1 pseudogene is annotated in these 1,001 nt (G+C 49.6%); it reads right to left on the bottom strand.

Annotated features, from left to right (window positions below):
- Positions 1-980 (bottom strand): annotated as a pseudogene (locus F8B77_RS17305) (hypothetical protein); the annotation flags it as partial.
- Between the last annotated feature and the right edge of the window lie 21 nt (positions 981-1,001).

Here is a 1,001-nt window from a genome sequence, read left to right as displayed (position 1 = left end):
TAGGCATAGGTTGGCGCAACCATGATGATGCGTGTGCCATCGGCACTCATCGCCATGTCATAGGCATGATACGCTGTTTGATTGGAGCGTAATATTGCCACTTCAGCCCAAGATGTACCACTTCGGCGGTACACATACACCGCCCCCGTATCCTCACTTGCGTTATTTTCAACTCCGGGTGCACGCTTCGCTAGAACCGCCAGTAAGTTGCCATCCTCTGACAACGCCGTTGCAAAGCCATAATTGTCCCCGCCATGTGGCGTTGAAGATTTGAAATATTCTGAAAACCCAGATTGCCCATCACGATTTAAGGTTTGATTTAAATGCGCCAAAAGCGATGCGCTGACATCGGTTAAACCCGCATCCAAATAATCCTGCACCGTCGGCGGTGTATTGCTGTCATCAAGGGCGTAATCGGTCAAGGTCGCCAAACCATTCACCACTACATCAATGTCGGCTAAGGTGAGTAAGGTGTTGGCCGCTAACGCTTGGTTAAGGCTATCTATTTGCGATTGTTTTACTGTGTCAAAACCCGCCGTGATGTAAGTGTTGTAAGTTGGCGCAGGATTAGTTTGGTCGGTGGCGTACGTATCTAACGTGTTTATCGCCGCGACTAATGCCTCGAACTCTGCTCGGGTGGCTAACGTTTGGGTATCTAGTTCGCGATTGTAATCGGTTAAGTTTTCTGACAACGCCGCACTCAGTCCGGCATTGATGAAATTATCGAGAGTGGGTACAGGATTGGTATTATCAGCGCTGTAATCACGCAGCACAGCAAGATTGTTGGATTCCGTAGCGAGCACACCAATTTGGGCAAGGGTTAAACTGCCATCTGCCACATCGGTATTTAACAGGGTAAGATTGGTACTCGCCGCATCGGCAATGCCTGCAAATTGGTAGTCAGTTAGTGTCGGCTCAGTATTGGTGGCATCCGTGGTGTAGGCAATGATGGTATTAATCGCATCGACCATAGGCTGCACGTTCGCCATGTCGGTGTGGGC

It is taken from the genome of Aliivibrio finisterrensis (assembly GCF_008933155.1).
GTDB lineage: Bacteria > Pseudomonadota > Gammaproteobacteria > Enterobacterales > Vibrionaceae > Aliivibrio > Aliivibrio finisterrensis.
Note: the sequence above shows the minus strand (reverse complement) of the source record. Positions and strands in the feature narration are given on the sequence as shown.